This is a genomic window from Mycoplana sp. BE70 (assembly GCF_031455855.1).
In the GTDB taxonomy this organism is placed as follows: Bacteria; Pseudomonadota; Alphaproteobacteria; order Rhizobiales; family Rhizobiaceae; genus Mycoplana.
Genome location: NZ_JAVDTM010000018.1, coordinates 14,794 through 28,857 on the forward strand (window position 1 = coordinate 14,794; position 14,064 = coordinate 28,857).

Genomic DNA, 14,064 nt, shown 5'->3' on the forward strand with positions numbered 1-14,064 from the left:
CGAAATCGTTAAGCCGTTACGGTCGACGGGTCGATCTTGACGCCCGGGCCCATGGTCGAGGAGATCGCTACGCGCTTGACGTAGTTGCCCTTCGCCCCGGTCGGCTTCGCCTTGATGACGGCGTCAGCAAAGGCCTTGATGTTCTCTTCGAGCGCCTTGGCGTCGAAGGAAGCCTTGCCGATACCGGCGTGAATGATGCCGGCCTTCTCGACGCGGAACTCGACAGCGCCGCCCTTGGACGCCTTCACAGCGCCGGCGACATCCATCGTGACGGTGCCAACCTTCGGGTTCGGCATCATGCCACGCGGGCCGAGAACCTTACCGAGGCGGCCGACGAGCGGCATCATGTCCGGGGTGGCGATGCAGCGATCGAAGTCGATCTTGCCGCCCTGGACGATTTCCAGCAGGTCTTCCGCGCCGACGATGTCCGCACCAGCGGCCTTGGCTTCGTCGGCCTTGGCGCCACGGGCGAAAACGGCGACGCGAACCGAGCGGCCGGTGCCGTTCGGCAGGTTGACAACGCCACGGACCATCTGGTCGGCATGGCGCGGGTCGACGCCGAGGTTCATCGCGATTTCGACGGTTTCGTCGAACTTCGCCGTTGCCCGCTCCTTCACCAGAGCGATTGCGTCGCCGAGGGCGACGAGCTTGGTCGGATCGATCCCTTCACGGATCTTCTGAATACGCTTTGCAATCTTCGCCATGGTCTCAGCCCACCACTTCCAGGCCCATGGAGCGAGCCGAACCCGCGACCATTGCCATTGCGCCTTCTACGTCGGCAGCATTCAGGTCCTTCATCTTGGCTTCGGCGATCTTGCGGATCTGAGCCTCGGTGATGGTGCCAGCCTTCGTCTTGCCCGGAGCCTTGGAACCCGACTTCAGGCCCGCTTCCTTCTTGAGGAAGTAGGTGACCGGCGGCTGCTTCATCACAAAAGTGAAGGACTTGTCCTGGTAATAGGTGATGACGACCGGAATCGGCATACCCTTTTCCATTTCCTGCGTGGCGGCATTGAACGCCTTGCAGAATTCCATGATGTTAATGCCACGCTGACCAAGCGCAGGACCAATCGGCGGGGACGGGTTTGCCGAACCTGCCGAAACCTGCAGCTTGAGCTGGCCTGCAACTTTCTTAGCCATTTCTCTCTGCCTTTTCTGTACGCGACCGGTTGCCCGGTCATTCATGCCGCCCGCATAAAGCGGACGACGGCTGCGGTTGCGTGGTGCGGAACGTGGCACCCGGCTTTAGGCACCCATCCTTCCACGCGATTGCGGGAACTCCCGCACCGGCTCTTAAGGAGCCGGAACTCGAACCGCGCCGAACGTAACTCACTCCTCCGGCGCCGGTTATCAGATTTTTTCGACCTGGCCGTATTCCAGCTCGACCGGGGTGGCGCGACCGAAGATCGAAACCTCAACCTTCAGGCGAGAACGCTCTTCGTCGACATCCTGGACAATCCCGTTGAACGACGCGAACGGGCCGTCGGAAACGCGAACCTGCTCACCGATCTCGAAGGAAATCGACGGCTTCGGCCGATCAACACCTTCCTGCACCTGACCAAGGATCCGCTCGGCCTCGTGATCCGGAATCGGAATCGGCTTATTATCGGAACCGAGGAAACCGGTCACCTTTGGGGTATTCTTGATGAGATGGTAGGCCTCATCCGTCAGGTTGGCACGCACCAGAACGTAGCCCGGAAAGAACTTGCGCTCTGCATCGACCTTGCGGCCACGACGCACCTCAACGACCTTCTCGGTCGGCACCAGAATCTTCTCGAAAAGATGCTCAAGCCCCTTCTGGCGAGCCTTCTCCTCGATCGATTCAGCAACCTTCTTCTCGAAATTCGAATAGGCGTGAACAATGTACCAACGCGAAGCCATGATCATCTCCACCCAATCACATACCGACGTGCAGGATCAGGCCAATCAGCCAACCCATCAGCTGGTCCGCAGCAAAAAAGAACAATGCGGCGAAGAAGACCATAATGAACACCATCACGGTCGAGATCATCGTCTCGCGCCGCGACGGCCAAGTCACTTTCGACGCTTCGGAGCGAACCTGCTGCAGAAACGCTATCGGATTCGTTTTGGATGCCATTGAATGCCCACGCCATTACGGCGCGTAAAGCCGAAACCTCAGCCCCACGCACCGCGTGTCTGTTTTGCCCTACATAAAGCGCGATTCTTCTTTTCACAAGAGGTAAACACGCTTTTCCCGAAAATGGACGCCTCCGTCCGGTTCGCCTTCCGCCATCCGCCCAGACGGCGCTGCGCTGATGTGCGAATGGCAGGGGCAGAGGGGCTCGAACCCCCGACCTGCGGTTTTGGAGACCGCCGCTCTACCAACTGAGCTATACCCCTTTATGCTGCGCTCATAGCCCCAACCCGATCGAGTCGAGGGCTAAACAACAAGCATGGCGCTCCTTTAAGACGCGAACGGCACATTGGCAAGGGTGTTGTCTCATTTTTCACATCAATGAAGGCGACCAAGCATTGAGCAGGTTTCTGAAGCTCAGATTTCGTCCACAGGTCTTTTTATACCATCCAATCAGCTATTTAAGACAGGCATCGCTTCCAACGAATTCGGGAAGGTTCGGCCGTTGTGACCACGGAAGGCCGGATCAGCGACCTTTCGAGCCGAAGTTGCCCGCCTGCCCCACCTATGCCGGAGAGATCCAGGAGGCCTGTCCATCTGACGATCGCCTCAAGAGGGTGATTGACGACACGTTGGGTCCGAGCTCGCACACTGCCGGAGCCGACATGGCCGGGTCCGTTTACCACTTGTTGAGCATGATTTCATACGGATCAGTAAAGATTGAACCTTTCGTGTCCTTCATGATTCAGTTCTGTGAGTCGAGGTGGAGTGGATGAGCCGGATGAAGTTGCTGCGGATCGTTGTGGGTCTGATCGTTATCGCTGGTGCGTTGTTCATAATCATTGGCGAACAGTTATCCGGTGCAAGCGGCAATGCTTTCGTAAATGCCCGGATAACCACGCTTAGAGCCCCGATCGCCGGCAGTCTTCAACTTACCGACCGCCCATTGGGCGCCCGGGTGGGTGTTAACGATCCCATCGGCACGATCTCCGGCCGACGTGTCGATGACGTCAGGCTGGCCGACCTCATCAATGAGCGAGCAGTCCACCAGGCGAATGTTGATCGTATGGCGGTGACAATACAGTCCTTGGCAAGCGCCATTGACAAATTGCGGACGCGCGCCGCCGTTTACCTTGAAGAGCGAACTCAACAATTGCGAGCACAGGTGGATGCCGCAGCTTCCCTCAGCGCCGCTGCAGCAGCTCGCCTGCGCCACGCAAATACCCGTCTTGAGCGATCCACCCGCCTAAGCGAGCGTGGGATCCAGGCCGCCGAGTCTCTTGACGAGGCGCGTTCCCTTGCCGAAGTGTCTGAACTGGAACTTAAGAACGCGCAGCAGCAAGGCGCGGTGTCAAGTATCGGGCTAGCCGCCGCGGAAAGGGGCATTTTTCTCGGCGATGGTTACAATGATGCTCCCTATTCGGAACAACGCATCTCAGAACTAGAGGTGCAGAAGGCAGAGCTTCAGGCGCAACTCGACGCGCAAACGGCTTCGCTAAGGTCGATCGACACACGCATCGCCTCTGAACGTGGCAGGGTCAACCGGCTCTCCTCGGCCACGCTGGAGTCAAATGTCAACGGACTGATTTGGGACTATCTCGCTGCTTCCAACGAGACCGTTCAGAATGGACAGGACCTCCTCAGGCTGGTCGACTGCGGCACCGTGATCGTCAGCCTTTCGGTGTCGGAGAGTGTTTACAACACAATCACCCACGGTGACCGAGTAAGCTTTCGGCTGGATGGCAGTTCTCGGCTGTTGGATGGCACTGTTACACGTCTCGCCGGTTCTGGCACCGCGACGATCTATGAGAACCTGGCCATAAAACCCAGCCAGCGCCACCTCCAACGTTTTGACGTCACCTTGGATGTCCCCGCGCTGCGTGAGGACCAAAGCTTGAGCTGCCTCATCGGTCGCACTGGCCGTGTCTTCTTCGACAGCCGACCGCTCGACTGGATCAGGCGGCTCTGGGCCTGACATGTCCGTTTGGTATCATGTGAGCGAAGCGCAGTCCGCCTATGCCGCGATTTTCCTCGCAATGGGTCTGGTGCTGCTTCTGCCGGCGCTTCTCGATCCGCGCAACAATGTTCATCGGGGCCTCCTTTTCGCGATCGCGATAGGCCTGTCTCTCCGGTACATCTGGTGGAGAGGCTCGGAGACGCTTGCTCCCGCCGGTTTGACCTGGGACTGCCTGTTCAGCTGGTCCTTCTTCATCCTGGAAGCGGCGGCCCTGATGTCGTCCATCAGTTCCCTGGTCATCCTTGGTCGAACCCGTTCGCGCACCGCAGAGGTTGATCAGCACCAGAGTTGGTGGGAGCCGGCGGCTGCTCCTCGGGTGGCAATCCTCATCGCCACATACAATGAAGAGCTATCGGTGCTGGAACGGACAATCGTTGGCGCGGTCGCGAGCGACCACCCGAATTGCGAGGTTCTAGTCCTGGACGACGGCCGCCGCGATTGGCTGCGTGATTACTGCGAAGACCGGGGCACAAGATACCTGAGGCGCCCCGACAACAAGGGCTCAAAGGCGGGGAATATCAACCACGCGCTCGGAGTTTTGGCGGCTGATCCCGCCCCTCCTGAGTTCGTTGCGGTCCTGGATGCCGACTTCGTGCCTCATAGGGACTTTATTCCACGCGCCCTTGCGCTGTTCCATGACAGCAAGGTCGGCCTGGTCCAGACGCCCCAGCACTTCTTCAACCCCGACCCCATTCAGCACAACCTCGGCCTGAGCCGCTCCTACCCTGACGAGCAGCGGTTCTTTTTCGACCACCTGCAGCCAAGCCGCGATGCTTGGGGAATTGCCTTCTGCTGTGGAACGTCGTCCGTGATCCGCTGGGATGCCGTGCAGGCAGCCGGAGGCTTTCCGACCGACAGCATCACAGAAGATTTCATGCTCACGCTCGCGCTTCAGGAAATCGGCTTCCGTACCGTCTACCTGAACGAGCCGCTGACGGAAGGCCTGGCTCCAGAGGGATTGAAGGAGTATGTCACCCAACGCGCACGGTGGTGCCTGGGGCTGATGCAGATCGCCCGCGGCCGTCTAGGCCCACTCGCAAAAAACCGGCTGCGACTGCGCGACCGGTGGAGTGTCATGGATTCGGTTTTCTATTGGCTCACCACCTTCTCCTTCCGGCTGGCGGCGATGACATTCCCGCTGCTGTTTTGGTTTTTCAACATCGCCGTGGTGGACGCGAGCGTTTCTGATGTCATCCGGTATTTTGGCCCCTACATCATCTGGGTACTCTTCGTCCTGAATTTCATTTCCTCCGGAATGGTTGTCCCGATCGTAAACGACGTTGGGCAACTGCTCGGTGCAATACCGATTACCCGGGCAGCGGTCGTGGGACTGATCAAACCGAAGGGCCACCCGTTCAGCGTCACGGCAAAGGGCGGCGACCGGACGAAGGTCGTGGTCCAGTGGCGGCTCATGATACCGTTTGCCGTCCTGGCCGCGTTGACCTTTGCCGGTCTCCTGATCGGCATCTTTTCCGATCACTTTGCCCACAACGACGCCGGCGACGGCAAGGTCATCATCCTGTTCTGGACGCTCTACAATCTGGTCGTCCTCGGCGTTACGCTTGCGGTTTGCGTGGAACTCCCGAGGATCGAGAAACACTTTGCGGACCAGCCGGAACGTGTCGTGATTTCCGTCGGCGGCGCGCTCAGGCGGGTATGGATGACGGACCTGACGCAGCAGAGCGCACGGATTCGCGGATTGGCGCTCGATGCCGGCCATCGTCTGGAGATCAAGATCCGTGGCGTCGGGGTCATGCCCGCCACCGTGATCGAAAGCACCGCCGACGGCGGCGTCCTCTCCTTGTCGATGCAGCCCGATCAGTACGACGCGCTTCTGCGCAGGCTCTACGCAGAAGGCAGCGTCCCCAGCATCACATCGACCCGGATGAGCGGCATCCTGAGCGACGGGATCAGCAGGCTTATCCGTCGCTAGGGCGGGCTCTGCCGACTTGCTCAAAACTGCCCTCTTCTTCGGACGTGCTCCGGGCGTATCCCTGAAGACGGGCAAGTGCTGCGCCGATCGTGGACAACTCCGAGGTACGACCGCTTTCGTATGGATAGACGTCCTCCCCTTGGGCGATGGCGCTGGCATTGCCGGCCAGAGCGCGGAAGGGGCGGATGTAGGCCACGATAAAGAGAAGCGTCAGCAGCACGAGCAGCAACCCGAAGAGCATGAGGTTGACCAGCACCTCATTAGACATCGCCTGCGCCGGCCGGATGACGGCGTCAGCATCGATTCGGGCGATGATGTTCCAACCGAACTTCGGCAGTCCGCGGTAAGCAAGCTCCGGAACGGTCGCGGTGAAGTAGAGCTTTCCATCCGGCCAGGTCTCCACGTTGACGCCGGATGCCCCAGCCCTCGCCATGCGAAAGCTTGGAATGTCGAGGTCTGCATAGTTGCCGCCGTCGCTCGCAAGGACCGCTCTCCCTTCCGGATTGACGACGAAGAGCTCCAGGTTCATGGCTTCGGCCAGCTCTTCGACAAGCGTCTGCGCCCAGTCGAAGTTGAGGTGAAGGCTCAACACCCCGGCGACGGTGCCATCCGGTCCGGCGATGGGGGCCGCCAAATCGAGTAAACTCGGCGGTCGCCCGTCGGCCGCTGGAGGCAGTTTGGAGGCCAGCAAAACAGATTCATGAACGTCGCCGGCAAAATCGCCCTGCAATCCCCGCTGGAACCAGGGTCGGGAGCTGGCATCGGCACCAAGCAGGAGATCGTTGGAGGCTGCAACCACCTGGCCTTCGCTGTTCGAAAATCCGGCCCAGGAAATGACCGTGCCTTCACCAGCAAGTGTGCTGAGCTGATCTTTTGTCCGTGCCGGATTGCCGGGACTTAGGGTCCGGCGAACCGAGGTGAGATTGCCCCACTCCCTATATAAGGCCTGGGCCAACGCGACCTGCACCCCCTTGACCCGGGTTTCTACCGCCCTTGTCAGGCTTGCTTGTTCGAATGCCCGCGCCCGGTCGCTTATGACCTCGTAAGCGATGGCGAGCCCAATCAAGCCACTGACCAGCACAAAGGCGATGGTTACGGTTGCCAAGGACGGTGCCGAAGGCCGTCGTTCGCTATCTGCCATTCCAGTTTCCTCCAGCGTCTGCCCGTGACCCATATGGCAGACTGAGAGGTCGGGCCAGTGCCAGTTCTTAGGACCCATGGTCCAGGTTGGGGAGAAACTAACGGAATGGTGGCGTCTGTCGCGTGCCCCCTCGCGGCATACGCTGCCGCTTAAAGCTTGCGAAACATCACGAAGGCGTCGACGTAGCCGAGGGAGGGATGAAGGAACGCTTCCGGAAGCCGGCCGACGATCTCAAATCCGAGCGATTGCCACAGCCGCACCGCGCGTTCGTTGCTGCTGACGACGAAGTTGAACTGCATCGCCCGGAAGCCTTTCGCGCGGGCATGAGCGAGCGAGTGCTCGTGCATCTGGCGGGCCACACCTCGGCCACTTGCCGTTGGGTCGGTCATGTAGCCGCAGTTGCAGACATGTTGCCCGCCGCCCGTCCGATTCGCTCGGATGTAGTATGTGCCCAAAATCAGGCCATTCTCTTCCACGACGAACGTTTCCCGATCCGGACTCATCCAGTAATCCAGCGCATCGCTTTCGCTAAGATTGCGGTCGAGGGTATAGGTCTCACCCGCGCGGATTGTAGGACCAATAATCCTCCAGATGGCGCTTCGATCGTCGTTGCTTGCGGGGCGGATTAGCATTGCTTCACCTACTGTCGGCATAGTGCGCACGCAACGCGCCTATCGCATGCCTGGGCGGACTGCAACAGCTTTCATCGGTCGGAACGGCTCAGGACGAGCGCGCTGATTCCCTCGTTTATTGCCCTCGTCCTTGAGCACGCGCGCCGCTCCTGGCTCGACAGGGCTCACACTCGCCATCGTGGGACGGTCCAGCAAAGAAGTCAGGTTACAAACGGCATGATATCGACGCCGTCGCCGGGAAAGACGGTAATGTGGGGGTGGTCCTGAAAAAGCCTTGCGGCGGCATCTGCGGTTTCAGCCTCAACCACCAGATAGCCGCAGAATGGATTGACCGCGTCGTTGACGCCATCCCTGGTGATGCGCGTCGTCTTTCCCACCATGCCGCCACGATCAAGGATAGACGCAGCGTTTCTTTCCTCCCACGCCGCCCACTGTCCGACGCCGATAGCATCGACAGCATCCTGCTCGGCTTTCGGCAGGCTTCGAAAAGACACGATGTCTTCGGGCTTGATGGTGTAAACGGCAAGGAAACGGGGCATGAGCCACCTCCATGGTCTTGAATAAGTGTCAGCTTACACTGCGCGCGCCAAAAGCACCCATGGAATTCCATCGTGGCGCGAAGGGTAGAATGGCCGCGCATGGCGCTTCTGCGCCATGACGGCAGTCGACCCTCAGCGGACAAAAAAGGACTCGAGGAGTGAACGACTGCCTCGCGCTTTCTCTCTGTCGTCCAAACCGGCCTTTGCCTCACCAAATGTCATGACGGCTACGCTTTGTTCGAGATTACGCGACAGCAGCCGAGGATATCGGTCTGCGGCGATCCTCCTCTCTCGGTGTCCGCCTATGTCGATGCAGGCATGCATCCGAGTTTCAGAGAGCTTCTGAGGCGCGACGGGGCTACGAAGTTGGCAGAAAGCATCCCCGGAACAAAGTCTCCGAGACCACAGGATCAAGGGCAGATTGCCGCATTCGCGCACCGTCGGCTTGACCCTCTGGTGGCTTGACGGGCTATTGCCATGCGCCGATGGCAATTGGGGGCACGCATCATGACAAGACTTCGGACTTTCCACCTGGTCGCCTGGACTCTCGTCGCCGCCGCCGCAACGGCGCTGTTCGTCTTCGGCTACATCCTGCCACCAAGGCGGGCCGTTGGCGTGGTCATGCCGGAAGCTTCGGCCTCTGCGGTCGGCAAGCCGTTCGAACTGACGTCACATCGGGGGGCGGTGGTGAACAACGGCACGCTGGCCGGTAAGCCGTATCTCGCATTCTTCGGTTTTACGCATTGTCCGGATGTCTGCCCGACGACTCTTTTCGAACTGACCGACCTGATGAAGGAGCTCGGGCTGGACGGCGACAAGCTCAATGTGGTGTTCATTACCGTCGATCCGGAACGCGATACGCGGGAACTGCTGGAACTCTACATGACCTCCTTCGATCCCCGGATCACGGCGCTGCGGGGCACCGCGGATCAGACGAATACGGCGGTGAAGGCTTTCGCCGCATACGCTCGCAAGGTTCCCATCGACGGCGGCTACACGATGGATCACACCGCGGTCGTTTATCTGATGAACGCCGACGGCAGTTTCCGCGGAACTCTTGATATGCATGAGCCGCGCGAAGTCAGGCTACAGAAAATCCGCAATCTCATCGTTGGCGCGAAGCAATAGAGCCGCATGCGGGCCTATTTGTCCGCCAAGGTGACAACTCGCTTCAGTTTCCGGATAGCTTCGACGTGGCCTATGCTGCCGCGCTTTAGTCCGAACAAGCCGTCTCAAACTCGCCAATAACATCGGGGGAATTATCGTCGCGAAGAACGGCATCAGCCCCGACAAGGCTGGGGTCCAGTTCCGCAGCCTGTTTCGTGTATGAGGCTATGAAGAAAGCCTTTTTTCCCTCCCAGACCTCACGACCATCGACCTCGTGCTGGCACGGCCGCGCCGTTTCAAAGTCCGTTTGCAGGTCTTCGACGGTCGGCTGCGCGGCCGTCAACGCCAGGACGGTCGCAAACATCAAAACGAGCATGATCACCTCCGCCTCAACCTCGAAAACTGATCATAAAAACCAACGGATTCTGCCGTCAAGGTCAATATCGCGCGCCGCGTTTTACACCCAAAATATAGCTGAACACGCCAGATTGCAGCCGGCTTCTGCCCGGCACGTCCGGCGGGAAAGGGTGTCCTCAATCAACCACTTGCGCTTCCGGCAATCACCGGATTGACAAGCTGACGGTGCATTGGCCTGATACAGCACGAGTTGCCTCGAATTGCTCGAAGCCGCGCGCTTTTGGCCGAAGCGGACAGGGCTGGTCGAGAGTATGAAGCAGTCGCCGCCGAGCAGCCAGGTGGCGTGCGCATCTCCCCAGAAGCGCGCTATGCCAATCCGTCCACGAGAATGAACCGATGGCCCTTCGAACAGGCTTCGATACGCGCTGTGACCTTGTAGATATCACGCAACATGTCGGAATTGATGACTTCCGCAGTTGGGCCGCTGACAACCATCTCACCGTCGGCAACGACGATGACCTGCTCGCAGTAGCGCAGCACATGGTTCAGGTCATGCAGGGCCACCAGGACAATCATACCGGTCTTGCCGGCAAGTCCGCTGACGAAATCCAGAACCTCGATCTGTCGATGCAGGTCGAGCGCCGAGGTCGGCTCGTCCATCAGAAGCACTTCCGGCTTGCGGACCAACGCCTGCGCGAGGGAGACAAGCTGGCGCTGGCCGCCCGACAATTCACCCAAACCGCGGAAGGCCAGATCCTCGATCCGCAGCGCTTTCAAAATCGCATCGATCTCAAAGAGCTCGTCGTCGTGGACCCGCCAGCCGCCGCCTTGCTTGGCGGACAGCAGGATGGACTCATAGACGCTCAGGACGGCATTCGCTCCCGTATCCTGCGGCATGTAACAGATGGCGCGATCACCGCGCTTGGTATCTGACAAATGCACGACACCCGGCCCTGAAATCAGCCCGGCGACGCGCCTGAACAGTGTCGACTTTCCCGCTGCATTGGGGCCGATTATGGCGGTGAGGCTGCCACTCTTCAGCGCGTCTATGCCGACATTGGAAAGCACCGTCTTGCGCCCGTAGGAGGCACCGACGTCCTTGAAAGCGAGGGCTACCATGCCCGCCTCCTGTTACTGAAAATGAGCACGAAGAAGAACGGAACGCCGACGACGGCGGTGATGACGCCGATCGGCAGAATCGCACCTGGGATCAGTATCTTGCTGACGACGGACGTGACCGACAGAAGCAGCGCGCCGCAAATGAGGGAGCCCGGCAGGAAGAACCGCTGGTCCTCACCCACCACCATGCGGGCGATATGCGGCCCCACGAGCCCGACGAAACCGATCGTTCCGACGAAAGAGACGGGAATTGCCGCGAGGAGACTGACGGTGAGCAGCGTTTGCAGGCGGAGGCTGCGGACCTTGACGCCCATGCTGGCGGCTTTGTCGTCACCGAGGCGAAGGGCGGTCAGTGCCCAGGCGTTCTTCATGAAGAGCGGCACGGTCAGAACGAGGATCGTCGCGGTGACGTAGACCTTGCCCCAGGTCGCCTTCGTCAGGCTGCCCATTGTCCAGAACACCACGGCTGCGAGCGCCTGCTCCGAAGCGAGATACTCGAGCAGTGAAAGCGCCGCGTTGAAGGTGAAGACGAGCGCGATGCCGAGAAGGACAATCGTCTCGACGGTCACACCCCGCATGGTGGAGGCGAAGTGGATAAACAGCGCTGCCACCATGGCCATCAGGAACGCATTCAGAGGCACCATGTACTGGAGAGCAGCCGGGAAGAGTGCGACGCCCGTCACCAGCGCCAGCGCTGCGCCGAAGCTGGCGGCCGCGGAGATTCCGAGCGTGAACGGGCTTGCTAGAGGATTAGACAGAATGGTTTGCATCTGTGCGCCGGCGACCGAAAGCGACGCGCCGACCGTCACCGCCATCAGGGCGATCGGCATGCGGATGTCCCAAATCACGACGCGAAGCTGATCGCCCACCTCCGCTGGATGAAAGAGCGCCTTGAGCACGTCAGCCAGCGAGTAACGCGCCGGGCCGAGCGCCATGTCGGCGGCCATGCTGAATGCCAATGCAGCCGTCAGCAGCATGAGAATGAAGATGCGCCTGAGGGCGAGAGCGCGATAGCGCTCCCGCCCCGCGGCGACCGGTTGCTGCGCCACGCTGGCCATCGCCTACTCGTCCTTCAGCGAGACGAAGTACCCGGGCTTGTAGTCAAGCGGCAGGAAGCGTTCGTGCAGTTCCTTGAAGGTCGCCTCGGGATCGAGGTCCTGGAACAGTTCGGGATGCAGCCACTTGGCGATCTCCTGGATGGCCACGAACTGATAGGGGTTGTTGTAGAATTGGTGCCAGATCGCATGAACCTGGCGGTCCTTCACGGCTTTGACGCCTGTGAAGGCGGGGCGCTCGGTCAGCTTCTCGAGCTTTGCGCGCGCTTCGTTGATGTCTGCACCATAGCCGACGCCGACCCAGTCGCCACCGGGCACGAACGCATCCCACATCCCGCCGGTGATGATGACCTGTTCCGGGTTCGAGGCGATGATCTGCTCGGGATTCACCGTGCCGAAGGTGCCGGGAATGATGTCCTTGGCCATGTTGATGCCACCGGCAATCTCGACCATCTTGCCGAAATTCTCGTTGCCGAAGGACATGCAGCAATCGTCGGAATAGCCGCCTGCACGCTCTACGAAGACGACCGGTTTCTGCGGATTGGCCTTCGCCAGGACCTCCGTGACGCGGACAATGCTGTCAGACCGGAACTTGATGAAATCCTCGGCCAGTTGTTCCTTCGCCATCAGCTTGCCCATGATGCGCATGCTGGGTTCGGTGTTTTCCATCGGCTTTTCGCGGAAATCGACATAGACCAGCGGGATGCCGATCTTGCCGAGCTTCTCGATATAGCCCGCCTCTTCCGTCGCGGTCTTCGCGTCGACGTTCATCAGGATGACGTCGGGCTTGAGGGCGACCGCCTGTTCGATGTCGAAGGTGCCATCCTTCATGCCGCCGAAGGTCGGCAGCTTGGCAATCTCCGGATACTTCGCGAGATAGGCCGCGTAGGTCTCCGGATCGGCCTTCGGCAGGTCGTCGCGCCAGCCGACGACTTGCTCAAACGGATTTTCCTTGTTGAGAGCGGCCAGGAAATAGATTTGCCGCCCCTCGCCCAGAATGACGTGTTTCACCGGAACGCTCACCTCCACGTCACGGCCGGTCACGTCCTTGAGTGTGATGGTGTCGGCCAGTGCCGGCCAGACGGTGGACAGCAGCATCGCGGCCGAGAGGGCCGTAGCTTTGAGGTTGAGGCGCATTGAACTGTCTCCAGTGGAAATTGCGCGCCGTCTATTATTTTATGATTGCAATAGTCAAGTTTTATCTTTTAGAGAAATTCGAAACAACGTTCGCGGGAAACGCTCACATGCATGGTCACAATCACGGTCTGCGCGAGGACATCAAAGCCTATTGGTCTGAACGCGCAGCAACCTTCGACCTGTCGCCGGGACACGAGATTTTTTCTGAAACCGAGAGACAGGCATGGCAGCAGCTCATCTGCAAACACCTGGGGCCGGGGCATGGCCGTAAAGCGCTCGATTTGGCCAGCGGCACAGGGGTCATCTCTCACCTGATGGACGATGTCGGCTTCGAGGTGACCGGATTGGACTGGTCGGAGGCAATGCTGGAGCGGGCACGGGCAAAGGCGAAACAGCGAAACCGCTCAATCCGTTTTTATGTTGGAGACGCCGAGAACACGATGGAGGCGGGCGACAGTTTCGACGTGATGATCAACCGGCACCTGGTCTGGACGCTGGTCGATCCCGAAGCCTGTTTCCGCGAGTGGCTGCGTGTGTTGAAACCCGGTGGCCGGCTCCTGGTCATCGATGGTGACTTCGTTGACGTGGGCCGCGGTGAGAGAATCGCAAGACATCTGGCGGCGATGCTGGAGAAGGCGGGTCTCGTGCGGCCAGATCCAGTGCAGGCACCACACATGGCCGAGCGTCACAAGAGCATCCTGGCGCGCGTCCACTTTTCGGAAGGGGCACGCGCCGACGCGGTAGCCAACCTGCTCGAGAAGGCCGGCTTCGAGGCAATCACAGTCGACACCAATCTCCGCGCAATTCACCGGGCGCAGGCAAAGAACTGGAACTTCCTCAAGGCGATGGCGCGCGGCCTTCAGCACCGGTACGCCATTGTCGCAAGCAAGCCCATGGCTACAGGCATGCCGTCCAAGCAGTAGGCTAGTCTGCCG

At 59.9% G+C, this 14,064-nt stretch carries 15 protein-coding genes and 1 tRNA gene; 4 read left to right on the forward strand and 12 right to left on the reverse strand.

Annotation, left to right across the window (positions count from 1 at the left end; translation table 11 throughout):
• Window positions 1–8 precede the first annotated feature (8 nt).
• The 5 genes from rplA to J2Y48_RS23985 all read right to left on the reverse strand — a co-directional run bounded on the left by rplA (window position 9) and on the right by J2Y48_RS23985 (window position 2,358).
• Window positions 9–704, reverse strand: a complete 696-nt coding sequence (rplA, locus tag J2Y48_RS23965; RefSeq protein ID WP_310423688.1) for a 50S ribosomal protein L1 — start codon at window positions 702–704, stop codon at window positions 9–11.
• Between the two features lie 4 nt (window positions 705–708).
• On the reverse strand, window positions 709–1,137 hold the full coding sequence (gene rplK / locus J2Y48_RS23970; RefSeq protein ID WP_310423691.1) for a 50S ribosomal protein L11: 429 nt from the start codon (window positions 1,135–1,137) through the stop codon (window positions 709–711).
• A gap of 210 nt (window positions 1,138–1,347) precedes the next feature.
• Window positions 1,348–1,878, reverse strand: coding sequence for a transcription termination/antitermination protein NusG (nusG, locus tag J2Y48_RS23975; RefSeq protein WP_310423694.1), 531 nt, complete (start codon window positions 1,876–1,878; stop codon window positions 1,348–1,350).
• A gap of 16 nt (window positions 1,879–1,894) precedes the next feature.
• Window positions 1,895–2,095, reverse strand: coding sequence for a preprotein translocase subunit SecE (gene secE / locus J2Y48_RS23980; protein ID WP_310423697.1), 201 nt, complete (start codon window positions 2,093–2,095; stop codon window positions 1,895–1,897).
• Window positions 2,096–2,282: 187 nt separating this feature from the next.
• Window positions 2,283–2,358, reverse strand: a tRNA-Trp gene (locus tag J2Y48_RS23985).
• Window positions 2,359–2,864: 506 nt separating this feature from the next.
• On the opposite strand from J2Y48_RS23985, the gene J2Y48_RS23990 reads away from it, so the two are divergent.
• Window positions 2,865–4,067, forward strand: a complete 1,203-nt coding sequence (locus J2Y48_RS23990) for an HlyD family efflux transporter periplasmic adaptor subunit (RefSeq protein WP_310423700.1) — start codon at window positions 2,865–2,867, stop codon at window positions 4,065–4,067.
• A gap of 1 nt (window position 4,068) precedes the next feature.
• On the forward strand, window positions 4,069–6,042 hold the full coding sequence (locus J2Y48_RS23995) for a glycosyltransferase (protein ID WP_310423703.1): 1,974 nt from the start codon (window positions 4,069–4,071) through the stop codon (window positions 6,040–6,042).
• Here the strand turns inward: J2Y48_RS23995 and J2Y48_RS24000 are convergent.
• The 3 genes from J2Y48_RS24000 to J2Y48_RS24010 form a co-directional block, all read right to left on the reverse strand.
• A complete protein-coding gene (locus J2Y48_RS24000; protein WP_310423706.1) occupies window positions 6,029–7,183 on the reverse strand; it encodes a cache domain-containing protein in 1,155 nt (384 codons plus the stop codon). The two genes, J2Y48_RS23995 and J2Y48_RS24000, sit on opposite strands and share 14 nt — an antisense overlap.
• A 149-nt stretch (window positions 7,184–7,332) precedes the next feature.
• The gene (locus J2Y48_RS24005; protein ID WP_310423827.1) at window positions 7,333–7,815 is read right to left on the reverse strand and encodes an N-acetyltransferase; all 483 of its coding nucleotides are present in this window, start codon (window positions 7,813–7,815) and stop codon (window positions 7,333–7,335) included.
• Window positions 7,816–8,015: 200 nt separating this feature from the next.
• Entirely contained in the window at window positions 8,016–8,354 is a 339-nt protein-coding gene (locus J2Y48_RS24010) for a hypothetical protein (RefSeq protein ID WP_310423708.1), read from the reverse strand.
• Window positions 8,355–8,861: 507 nt separating this feature from the next.
• Here J2Y48_RS24010 and J2Y48_RS24015 point away from each other — a divergent pair.
• Entirely contained in the window at window positions 8,862–9,482 is a 621-nt protein-coding gene (locus J2Y48_RS24015) for an SCO family protein (protein ID WP_310423712.1), read from the forward strand.
• A gap of 85 nt (window positions 9,483–9,567) precedes the next feature.
• Here J2Y48_RS24015 and J2Y48_RS24020 read toward each other — a convergent pair whose 3' ends face one another.
• The 4 genes from J2Y48_RS24020 to J2Y48_RS24035 all read right to left on the reverse strand — a co-directional run bounded on the left by J2Y48_RS24020 (window position 9,568) and on the right by J2Y48_RS24035 (window position 13,129).
• Complete coding sequence (locus J2Y48_RS24020; RefSeq protein ID WP_310423715.1) at window positions 9,568–9,837, reverse strand: hypothetical protein; 270 nt, start codon at window positions 9,835–9,837, stop codon at window positions 9,568–9,570.
• A gap of 347 nt (window positions 9,838–10,184) precedes the next feature.
• Window positions 10,185–10,937, reverse strand: a complete 753-nt coding sequence (locus tag J2Y48_RS24025; RefSeq protein ID WP_310423718.1) for an ABC transporter ATP-binding protein — start codon at window positions 10,935–10,937, stop codon at window positions 10,185–10,187.
• Complete coding sequence (locus J2Y48_RS24030; RefSeq protein WP_310423720.1) at window positions 10,931–11,995, reverse strand: iron ABC transporter permease; 1,065 nt, start codon at window positions 11,993–11,995, stop codon at window positions 10,931–10,933. Before J2Y48_RS24030 ends, J2Y48_RS24025 begins: the two co-directional genes overlap by 7 nt.
• A 3-nt stretch (window positions 11,996–11,998) precedes the next feature.
• Complete coding sequence (locus tag J2Y48_RS24035; protein ID WP_310423723.1) at window positions 11,999–13,129, reverse strand: ABC transporter substrate-binding protein; 1,131 nt, start codon at window positions 13,127–13,129, stop codon at window positions 11,999–12,001.
• Window positions 13,130–13,236: 107 nt separating this feature from the next.
• Between J2Y48_RS24035 and J2Y48_RS24040 the strand changes: the two genes are divergently transcribed.
• Window positions 13,237–14,052 (forward strand): methyltransferase domain-containing protein, encoded by an 816-nt coding sequence (locus tag J2Y48_RS24040; protein ID WP_310423830.1) that lies wholly within the window; start codon window positions 13,237–13,239, stop codon window positions 14,050–14,052.
• Window positions 14,053–14,064 lie beyond the last annotated feature (12 nt).

What these genes read in the sequence shown, in the direction of transcription:
- rplA (WP_310423688.1), bottom strand. Translation starts at nt 704, where the DNA reads ATGGCGAAGATTGCAAAGCGTATTCAGAAGATCCGTGAAGGGATCGAT.
- rplK (WP_310423691.1), bottom strand. Translation starts at nt 1,137, where the DNA reads ATGGCTAAGAAAGTTGCAGGCCAGCTCAAGCTGCAGGTTTCGGCAGGT.
- nusG (WP_310423694.1), bottom strand. Translation starts at nt 1,878, where the DNA reads ATGGCTTCGCGTTGGTACATTGTTCACGCCTATTCGAATTTCGAGAAG.
- secE (WP_310423697.1), bottom strand. Translation starts at nt 2,095, where the DNA reads ATGGCATCCAAAACGAATCCGATAGCGTTTCTGCAGCAGGTTCGCTCC.
- J2Y48_RS23990 (WP_310423700.1), top strand. Translation starts at nt 2,865, where the DNA reads ATGAGCCGGATGAAGTTGCTGCGGATCGTTGTGGGTCTGATCGTTATC.
- J2Y48_RS23995 (WP_310423703.1), top strand. Translation starts at nt 4,069, where the DNA reads ATGTCCGTTTGGTATCATGTGAGCGAAGCGCAGTCCGCCTATGCCGCG.
- J2Y48_RS24000 (WP_310423706.1), bottom strand. Translation starts at nt 7,183, where the DNA reads ATGGCAGATAGCGAACGACGGCCTTCGGCACCGTCCTTGGCAACCGTA.
- J2Y48_RS24005 (WP_310423827.1), bottom strand. Translation starts at nt 7,815, where the DNA reads ATGCTAATCCGCCCCGCAAGCAACGACGATCGAAGCGCCATCTGGAGG.
- J2Y48_RS24010 (WP_310423708.1), bottom strand. Translation starts at nt 8,354, where the DNA reads ATGCCCCGTTTCCTTGCCGTTTACACCATCAAGCCCGAAGACATCGTG.
- J2Y48_RS24015 (WP_310423712.1), top strand. Translation starts at nt 8,862, where the DNA reads ATGACAAGACTTCGGACTTTCCACCTGGTCGCCTGGACTCTCGTCGCC.
- J2Y48_RS24020 (WP_310423715.1), bottom strand. Translation starts at nt 9,837, where the DNA reads ATGCTCGTTTTGATGTTTGCGACCGTCCTGGCGTTGACGGCCGCGCAG.
- J2Y48_RS24025 (WP_310423718.1), bottom strand. Translation starts at nt 10,937, where the DNA reads ATGGTAGCCCTCGCTTTCAAGGACGTCGGTGCCTCCTACGGGCGCAAG.
- J2Y48_RS24030 (WP_310423720.1), bottom strand. Translation starts at nt 11,995, where the DNA reads ATGGCCAGCGTGGCGCAGCAACCGGTCGCCGCGGGGCGGGAGCGCTAT.
- J2Y48_RS24035 (WP_310423723.1), bottom strand. Translation starts at nt 13,129, where the DNA reads ATGCGCCTCAACCTCAAAGCTACGGCCCTCTCGGCCGCGATGCTGCTG.
- J2Y48_RS24040 (WP_310423830.1), top strand. Translation starts at nt 13,237, where the DNA reads ATGCATGGTCACAATCACGGTCTGCGCGAGGACATCAAAGCCTATTGG.